Raw genomic sequence first — 8,930 nt, 5'->3', positions numbered from 1 at the left:
AGGGCGTTGCGGGGCAGGCCGTCCTCGCCGTATGTCTCCAGGAGCACTTCGCGCAGGTCCGGTTCCAGGCTGGACAGGTGGAACAGGTGCGCCTGATGGCGAAGGGTGCGCTCGCCGTCGTGGCGCCGGGGCTGGTCGTCGTCGCTCTACGCCGTGGCGGTCCAGTCCGTGGTGGGGCGGCTGGGCGCTCGCCGCGGTTGCCGTCGTGGTGATGGCGATGGCGCCGCGACGGCGCAGCGCGACCTTCACGGGGGACGACGCCAAGCGGCAGCGCGGTAATGCGCTGGTCGCCGGTCTGGCGCGGGGTGTCTTCTGCGTCTGCCTGGCTGTCCTCGCCCTGCTACTGAGCAGATGGGCCGACGACTACTCCGTCAACCAGCATGCCGCCCTCACGGTTTCGGCCCAGACGGGTTCCTGCCAAACCGTGACTGGCGTCGGGGCCACCACCTGCACCTACCATAGCACGGTCAACGGCCGCACCTACGACGTGCCCGGCCCCGGCCACGGGAGCGACGGTCCGACGGCAGTGCGCGTTGACCCGGCGCATCCCGATGACCTGTACCGCGCCCAGAAGCACCTCTGGGTGATGTGGTTGATGATGATCCCGCCCGCACTGCTGGGTGCGTTCACCCTGCGCGGCTGGTGGCGGACCGAGCGTCAGATGGCGGTCGGCTGACACTCCAGCCAGGCGAACTCCACCTGGTCGGGCACCCTGGCACGGGTGCGGCGCTCGGTGTCCCGGGACCAGGACGTATCGGGCAGGTAGAGCCGGCGGTCGATCAACGCCCGCCCTCTGCTGGAGGCGTAGGCCAGGAAGACACCCAACTGGCTGTTCTCGACCCGCCCTGCGGTGCCGGTGTACTGCCGCTGCATGCCCGCCGAGGCGGCGCCCTTCTTAAGGAAGCCTGTCTCGCCGACGATCAGCACGCCGGTGTCGGCGACGAGGTGCTCGTGGACGTAGGCGCGCACGTCGTCACGGAGGGCGTCGGCGTCCCAGCGGGCGGTTCGCGGCAGCCGCTGCCTCGGGCCGGGGCGGGCATGGCCGGCCTGCTCGGCCAGCCGCCAGCAGTTCTTCCGTTCGACGCCGGACAGCAACCCGAGCAGGAAGATCCCCAGGATCCAGTGTCTCGTGTGCCCAAGATCCGGGGGCAAGGCCCGGCCCGGATTGCCCCCACGACCGCGCAACAGCATTCCCCGACCGCACGAGGGTGACCATCACACGCCGCCGGTGACCGTCGCACTCCGCCTCGAACACGCGCACACCCAGCAGTGCCTCCGGACCAGAAAACGCCACCCAGGCTTGCGCGACCATCGTCTCCACCGGCGGACCATCCAGGTACCGGACGATCACGTTCCCGTACGTGTCCAAAAAAGTATGTGTCCTCGGGATTCCGCCGTCGCATCCTGTCCCTGAAGAAGATCGAAAATAGGGGGAAGCACGTGTGGACGGTGGTGTCATCAAGCGCGGTGCCCGCGACCGAACGCTTCGACTGGTTCGCTGACATGGTCTCGCGTGAGGTGGTACCAACCGCGATCAGCAGCGGGTGCCCGGCCCGCTTCCGAGCAGAAGCCGCTCTACTGGATCTGGGCGGCGTTGCTATGTCGAGGCTCGCCTACCTGCCTCTGCACTCACGACGCACTCCCGCGCTGATCAGACGCAGCGACCCGGAGCAGTACCAGCTGGCACTGGTCACCAAGAGCTCTATGGCCCTGTCCCAGCAGGGCAACGACGGCGACGCCGCGGCCGGGGACCTCGTGCTGTGGGACACCTCCCGGCCTTGGGTGGCCCAGTCCCCTGACGAGGGCGGCATGGGCGAACTGGTCGTCCTCCAACTGTCCCGTTCGGCCATGCCCTTGCGAGAGCGGCAGATCGAGCGGCTGCTCGCTCGGCGCATACCGGGCGGCCTCGGTATGGCCGCGATGCTGGCTTCCTTCATGAGGTCCCTGGTGGAGAACGGCGATCGGTGCACGCCGGAGGAACTGGCTCGCCTGGGCACCATCACGGCCGACCTTGCAGCGGCCTGCCTGGCCCAGCACCTGGACGTCGAGGAAGACCTGCCCGTCGAAGTCCGCGCACAGGCGCTGTTGCGGCGGATCCACACCTTCATCGACCACCACCTCGGCGACCCTGAGCTGAATCCCTCCGTTGTCGCGGCGCACCACAACATGTCCCTCCGCACACTGCACCAGCTCTTCCACGGTACGGGCGAGAGTGTCCAGGCCAGGATCCGCCGACGCCGCCTGGAGCGCTGTCGCGCCGCTCTGTCCCGCCCCGAACTGCGCGCACCCATACAGGCCATCGCTGCGCGCTGGGGCTTCAGCGGACCGGCGGTTTTCAGCCGGACCTTCCGCGAGGTGTACGGACTCAGCCCATCCGAGTTCCGTGCGCTGAGTGTCAAGGAATGCTGCGCTGAGCGCGCACTACAGTGACGATCTACTCTCCTAGGCTCGGTGGCGAGGGATCAATCACCAGCACGGGGGAATCACCATGGTGAGAAGACAGGTGTCCAGGCGGCTGTGGCAACGGTCGCCGCAGCCTTCTTCGGCGTGGTCGCAGCAGCTCCGGCGACCGCCGGCGGAGGTCCTGACGCTCACCGCATCGTCGACATGATGCGCAACAGGTGGCCTGAGGTCGCGCTGTACCACGACGCCGGCGCCCCCGTCCGGCAGCGGGACTGCAACGGCGGCGCCAACCCGCAGTGGATCGAAGAAGCCGACCAGGTCAACACCCTCCGCAACGCCAACAGCGGCATGGGGCTGGACACTGCGGGGCCGAGCACGACCAACGACACCGACGCCATCCACCGGTGGCCCAGGGGCTACGACAGGGCGACCGTGAACCAGGGGCTTCGCGCACCCGGCTGACGCCGCACCACTCCTGCCGTCCAACAGGCGCACCCGGCTCTACGCCCCCTCGGCAGCCGGAGCGGTGTGCCCACTCCCGCCGCCTGCTGAACCCGGACATTCCACCTTTCGGCCGCAAGGCCTCAACCGAAGGAAATGCACGTGCGTTTCACGCTGAGAACAAGCAGCCTCCTGTCCCGCACGGGACTCGCGTTCGCGTCCGCTCTCACCGCCTTCAGCACACTGCTGATCGGGGCCGGTTCCGCTTCTGCCACCGTCACCTCCTGCTCCGGCTTCGGCTGTGACGGACACGACCCCAGCATCCAGACCTGGCAGCGTGGCCCCACCCACCGCGACGGCCGGGATCACGGCAGCGGGTTCGGTGTCGAACTGTGGAGCGGCACCACCGACGGGGACTTCTACGTCTGGGGCAAGGCCACGTATCCCTCGGGCAGCAACCCGTACGACTACACCGTCTTCGTCCAGCGCTGCTACTTGGACCACAGCATGTGCGAGAGTCTCGGCGAGTCCCGCGTGGACCAGCTCGCCTACGAGCGCATGGACGGCAACACGGTGATCCGGCACACCGGGATCTTCTACGACCCGGCGGCCCGCACGGCCCGCGTGTGCATGCGCGGCGCCGGCCGGGAGGTGTGCACGGGCTGGGTCTAGACCCGATTTCCCCCGGATCATCTGATCGTTGGTTGGTGTGTCGTCGACCGACGCCCAGTGGGCACGCATCGAGCCGTTGCTGCCAGGCCGGACACCGAGGCGGGGAGGGTGGCGGGATCACCGCCAGTGATCGACACACTCGCGTTCAGGTACCGCGCCCGGACAGCGCGGCCGGACCTGCGCGAGCGCTACCGGACGCGGAAGGGCGCCCACAATCGTCTGTGGAAGCGGGACGCCGACGGCACCTGGGAGAAGGTCTTCAAGGCTCTGCGCTCCCGAGCCGAACGCCGAAGGCACCCTCGACTGGGTCGTTGCGGTCGACTCCATCCTCGCCCATGGCCACCAGCACGCTGCCGGGGACCGTCAAAAGGGGCCCACGCCGGGGAGTTTACCGACCATGGCCTTGGACACTCGCGCGGCGGACCGACCACCGAGATCCACCTTGCTGCAGACGGTCAGTGCCGCCCGCCGGCCCTCGTCGTCGTGCCGGGTCAGGCAGGTGACATACCCGTATGCACCGGGGTCATGGCCCGTCACGGGTGTCCGGGCCGACCTGCCGGCCCAGCATCACACCGGACGTGGTCCTGGCCGACAGGGCCTCCTCGTTTCGAGCGATCCATTCCCGCCTCCGTCGGCGAAGGATCCGGGCTGTGATCCAGCAACCCGCCGACCAGGCCGCCCGTCGTCGCATACGCCTCAGCACACGCGGTGGCAGACCACTGGCCTCCGGCGCCGAGGCCCACCCCGGCGTCCGGGGCTGCTCGATGACCTCGACGGTGGCACACGAAGGGCGCGGCAGGGTGCTGCCGCGCCCTTCGCTGTGATCACTTCCCTCGGCTGCCCCACGTCCTTACCGCGCGCCCTCCTGCCCCACTCCCCCACGCGTCACCGACACGCCCGAACCCACAACTCACGAACAGGAGGACCATGATGGCGCTCTCTGCAAGAGTGCGTACGTCCTTGGCGGCTGTGACCGCGGGGACGGCGCTGGCAGGCCTGATACCGGCCGCCGCCTGGGCACAAGAGCCCTCCCCGCCAGTCCCCGCCGCGGCAGCGACGCAGAACGAGCAGACACAGATACCAGCGAAGTCCCGGGACGCTGTGCTCGGCAAGGGCTGGAAGACATCGACCGACCGCGCCTGGACCACCAGCGGTGACGGGGCCGGCTTTCACCTCCTGACCGCTGACAAGCGCAGCGGGTACGCCTGGCACACTGCCGCGACCCTGTCCGAACCGGGCTTCGACGCCGACACCTGGATCGGCAACGCATGTGTGACCGGGTCGGGCAGGCGGGCGGTCGTGGCGTACGCTCCGCGGACGTTCACCAACAAGCCCGAGCTCATGGCCCGCGGCGCCTTCACCGCGGTTGTCGACCTGGACAACGGTCAGGTCACCAAGCTGGACCGGCAGGCCTCGCTTGCCTACTTCTCCCCGGGCTGCGGTACCGGGGAGAGCGCGGTGTTCACCCAGGCCGGCGGCCTGGACAAGAGCTCCACTCGGCTGCTGAAGGTGAACGCCGCCACCGCCACCCTGAGCAAGCCCTTGGAGGTCGCCGGCCAGGTCACCTCCGCCGTTCCGGTGAGCGACGCGATCGTGGCGGCCGACTCCAACCGGCTGGTGCGCATCACCGACGATGGCCGGCGCACCCCGCTGGTCCGCACGCGGCGTGTCCCGTTCCTGCTCAAGCCGGACGCCGACGGCGGCGTGGTCTTCATGGACCGTGCAGGAGCGTCGGGTCAGACCGGTGAGGTGCGGCGCATCGCCTCCGCCACAGGACCGCGGCCCGGCCGTGCCCTGACCGGTGCTGTGGACAAGCCTCGGACCGCCCTGCCGGGGCGGTCCGCGTCCGCGGCAGCCTCGTCCAGTCTTCTGGCCACCGGTCCGCTGACATCCATGGACGTCACCGCCAGCTCCACCGGCCGTGTCTTCATCACCGGTGCCGCCAAAGCCAAGGGCGCCCTCCCGGCATCCGTGGAACTACGGCCGCGGACACCGGTGGATTCCGTCGCCACCACCCGCGGCGAGTCCATGGTGACACGCACCGCCTGGGCGGACGGCAACGCGATGGCCACCAATGCCCCGGAGCGCCCAGTGGCCATCACACTCGCGCCCGGCACCGTCGGCAAGCCGTACGCCTTCGAGGTCACAGCCTCGGCTCAGGTGCTGGAACGTTCCGGAACGGGAGCCGCCCGCTCACCGGCCCTGGCCGCGCCGGCCGCACCCAGACCCACGGCAGGCAAAAGGGCGGGCGCGCTGACAGGGCCGATTGCGGAGGACACGGACACGCGGTACTGCGCAGTGGCCCGCAACGACCCGAACAAGCAGGCTCTGCAGCCCAAGCCCCGGCAGGTGGAGTGGGCGGTGGACCAGGCGATCACAGGAAACCTGAACAAGTTCATCTCCCGGCCGGCAAACTGGAAGAACCTGGGAATGGCGGCCTACCAGCCGCAGTTCCTCTTCCCGCTGCACGACCTCGACGGCGGCGGCCGTGTGCCTGCGCAGGTGATGCTCGGCATCACCGCCCAGGAATCCAACATGTGGCAGGCCTCCCGTGTGGCGGTGCCGGGCGTGACCGGCAACCCGCTCGTCGGGAACTTCTACGGAGTCTCGACCGCCTCCAGCGGTCAGCAGACCGATCCCTGGGCCATCCACTGGGAAAACGCGGACTGCGGCTACGGGGTCACCCAGGTCACCGACGGGATGCGGCTCGCCGGAAAGGAGAAGAAGGGCGAAACGGCCATGAGCGTGACGCGCCAGGAGGCGGTCGCGCTCGACTACACGGCCAACATCGCCGCCGGCGTCAACATCCTCATCGACAAGTGGAACCAAACCCGCCGCGAAGGCCTGGTCATCAACAACGGTGACCCGAAGTACCTGGAGAACTGGTTCTTCGCTCTGTGGGCCTACAACACCGGCTTCTATCCCAAGGACAAGACCGCCGAGAACCACGGCGTCTGGGGCGTCGGCTTCACCAACAACCCCGCCAACCCCATCTGGAAAGCCAATCGCCGCCCGTTCCTGCAGGCAGCAGGCGGCGGAGACAACTACGCCGACGCCGCGCACCCACAGGACTGGCCCTACCAGGAGAAGGTGCTGGGCTGGGCGGCACGTCCGCTGTCGGCCCTGGAATCGCCCGGCACCATGGTGGCGGGCTACCGCCAGGCATGGTGGAACAACGACTACTACCGCACCACTGTCAAGCCGTCCGAGTCGCTGTTCTGCACGGCCGCCAACGAGTGCGATCCGAGCAAGATCGGCGACAACGACAGCAACGAACCGGGACAGGGTGCCTGTACCCGCAGCGACTTGTACTGCTTCTGGAACCAGCCGGTCAGCTGGAAGAACTGCACCAACGGCGAGTGCGGCAACGAGACCCTGCGCTTCAACAGCACCTATCCCGAAGAGGCCGACGGCACCGCCTACCCGCCGAACTGCACCACCAGCGGACTGCCCGCAGGGGCGCTGATCGTCGATGACGTCCCCCCTGACACCCCCGCTCACCGGCCCAACTGCACGCCTCCGCCCACCACGGGCTCGTTCAGCTTCGACTTCGGTACGGATTCCGCGCGGATGGACCTGCACCAGCTCGGAGCGGGTTTCGGCAGCCACTTCTACTTCGCCCACACCCGCAAGAACGACCTCACCGGTTCACGGATGCAGGCCACCGGCGTGTGGAGCCTGGGCCGGACCATCGCGCAGGGGCAGGCCAAGGTGTTCGTACACCTCCCCGACCACGGCGCGCAGACAGCGCAAGCGACCTACCAGATCGTCACCTCAGCGGGTACCCGCAATGTGACCATCAATCAGAAAGGCACCAGCAACCGGTGGGCCGAACTGGGCACCTACCGGTTCTCCAACTCGGTCCCCCAGGTCAAGCTTTCCACGATCACCGGTGACGGCACCGGCGACCAGGACATCGCCTTCGACGCCGTGGCCTTCGTCCCCGGCCGCTACAGTGCCGTCGACATCACCCTGCCCGCCCCTCAGCCCGACGCACCCGCCCCGAACTTCCCGATGGTCCTGCAGCCGACCACCGGCCCCCCGTCGGCTTCCGGCGTTCACGGCCTGGCACGGCAGGCCCCGGCGGCACCGGGCAAGCAGTGCACCAAGCGGGGAGAGGGAGCCGAGGTGTGCTGGACCATCCGCAAGCTGAAAGCGGGCGGGCGCAGCCCGGCGCCGAAGGACACTCGGCTGACGTTCGCCAGGCCCGGACAGGAACCCAGAGGCGTCCTCGTGGCACCGGCCGGCGCGGCGGGCAACAACAACAATCTTGTGCCGTGGTGCGACAACGGCTTCCGGTCCATGATGACCCGGTTCGAAGCCTGCCTCGACCTCAGCGAGGTCGGCCTCACCTTCACGCAGAACGGCGTCGTCGTGGGCCAGGCGTTCTTCCAGATCAGCGGCCAGCTCAAGGCCGACCCCAACGGCCGCACCATCACCCAACAGCTCAACATCTTCGACACCCGGCAGGATCCTGCACTGGGGCAGATCGAGATGAGAGTCTTCCCCCAGTGCGCCAGCGCCTGCGACATGAGCACCATGCAGTGGGACCAGCCGCTGCTCTTCACGGGCCCCAGCGCCGCCCGTCAGGGTACCGCCACCGCGACCTACAACCGCACCTCGCCCCTGACATCCGCGTTCGACCGTGCCAACCAGGACCACATGCTGCTCGGGTGGAGCATTGACGCTTTCAGCACCGGTGCCGGAAAGAAGGCCGAGCCGGATCCCTACCAGCTGTCCCTGGGCGTGCCGTACACCCGCTGCGACGTCGCCTTCAACAGCGACGGTCCCGGCTGCGTCTTCGCCGACTACCACCCTACATACGTCTTCAACTCCAAGCAGACCCCGGCTGCGGCAGCACACGCCTGGCTGATGATGAGCAAACTGCCCAAGACGCCCGGCGTGCCCGCCACGCCGCTGCGATACCTGCCCATCAAGGAACGAAACCACGGCGTCTACGACCCCGACCGGAACCGGAACGTGATCTGCCCCAGCGGCTGGGCCGCCAATTACGGCAATCCCAGCACCACACCCTTCACCGACCGGAACTCCGATGACAGGGCGAGCTGCGACGAGTACCCCTTCGCGGCCACCTACCAGAGCGGCGGCATGCCCTACGACTACGGGGGCACCAACCCCGTCGATCCCGTACGCAAGGGAGACGCCTGCGTCCAGACCTACGCCACCAAGCTGAGCGACGGCACCTGGAAGCTCCTCGACGACGAGCGCGCGGAACTGCCCGACTGGAAGAACAGTGTCTGTGGCCGCTCCGCCATGTCCAGCTGGATCAACACCACTTCGATGTCCACCTTCCCGGTCGGAGCCTCCCCCTGAGTGGTGGACACGCTGATACTGGATCTGCTTGATCCGGAGAAAGCGAGACCACCGCCGATGGCGATGAAGGACTACTCGGA

General features: G+C 68.3%; 7 protein-coding genes and 1 pseudogene. 7 read left to right on the top strand and 1 reads right to left on the bottom strand.

Annotated features, from left to right (window positions below):
• Together ACFC02_RS40225 and ACFC02_RS40220 are read left to right on the top strand one after the other, a co-directional pair.
• A partial coding sequence (locus ACFC02_RS40225; RefSeq protein WP_376367602.1) for a hypothetical protein occupies positions 1-212 on the top strand: 212 nt, incomplete at its 5' end.
• Positions 206-676 (top strand): hypothetical protein, encoded by a 471-nt coding sequence (locus tag ACFC02_RS40220; protein ID WP_376367600.1) that lies wholly within the window; start codon positions 206-208, stop codon positions 674-676. The genes ACFC02_RS40225 and ACFC02_RS40220, both read left to right, overlap by 7 nt.
• 11 nt (positions 677-687) lie before the next feature.
• Here the strand turns inward: ACFC02_RS40220 and ACFC02_RS40215 are convergent.
• A pseudogene (locus ACFC02_RS40215) lies at positions 688-1,191 on the bottom strand (transposase); the annotation flags it as partial.
• Positions 1,192-1,377: 186 nt separating this feature from the next.
• Between ACFC02_RS40215 and ACFC02_RS40210 the strand changes: the two are divergent.
• The 5 genes from ACFC02_RS40210 to ACFC02_RS40190 all read left to right on the top strand — a co-directional run bounded on the left by ACFC02_RS40210 (position 1,378) and on the right by ACFC02_RS40190 (position 8,850).
• The gene (locus ACFC02_RS40210; protein ID WP_376367598.1) at positions 1,378-2,430 is read left to right on the top strand and encodes a helix-turn-helix domain-containing protein; all 1,053 of its coding nucleotides are present in this window, start codon (positions 1,378-1,380) and stop codon (positions 2,428-2,430) included.
• 87 nt (positions 2,431-2,517) lie between these two features.
• Positions 2,518-2,865: an RICIN domain-containing protein gene (locus tag ACFC02_RS40205; RefSeq protein WP_376367596.1), complete on the top strand. Its 348-nt coding sequence runs from the start codon at positions 2,518-2,520 to the stop codon at positions 2,863-2,865.
• Between the two features lie 141 nt (positions 2,866-3,006).
• Positions 3,007-3,516 (top strand): hypothetical protein, encoded by a 510-nt coding sequence (locus ACFC02_RS40200; RefSeq protein ID WP_376367594.1) that lies wholly within the window; start codon positions 3,007-3,009, stop codon positions 3,514-3,516.
• Between the two features lie 650 nt (positions 3,517-4,166).
• Positions 4,167-4,340 (top strand): hypothetical protein, encoded by a 174-nt coding sequence (locus tag ACFC02_RS40195; protein WP_376367592.1) that lies wholly within the window; start codon positions 4,167-4,169, stop codon positions 4,338-4,340.
• A gap of 136 nt (positions 4,341-4,476) precedes the next feature.
• On the top strand, positions 4,477-8,850 hold the full coding sequence (locus tag ACFC02_RS40190; protein WP_376367590.1) for a hypothetical protein: 4,374 nt from the start codon (positions 4,477-4,479) through the stop codon (positions 8,848-8,850).
• The last annotated feature ends 80 nt before the right edge of the window (positions 8,851-8,930 follow it).

The sequence above is a fragment of the Streptomyces sp. NPDC056160 genome (assembly GCF_042268205.1).
Taxonomy (GTDB): Bacteria; Actinomycetota; Actinomycetes; order Streptomycetales; family Streptomycetaceae; genus Streptomyces.
Note: the sequence above shows the minus strand (reverse complement) of the source record. Positions and strands in the feature narration are given on the sequence as shown.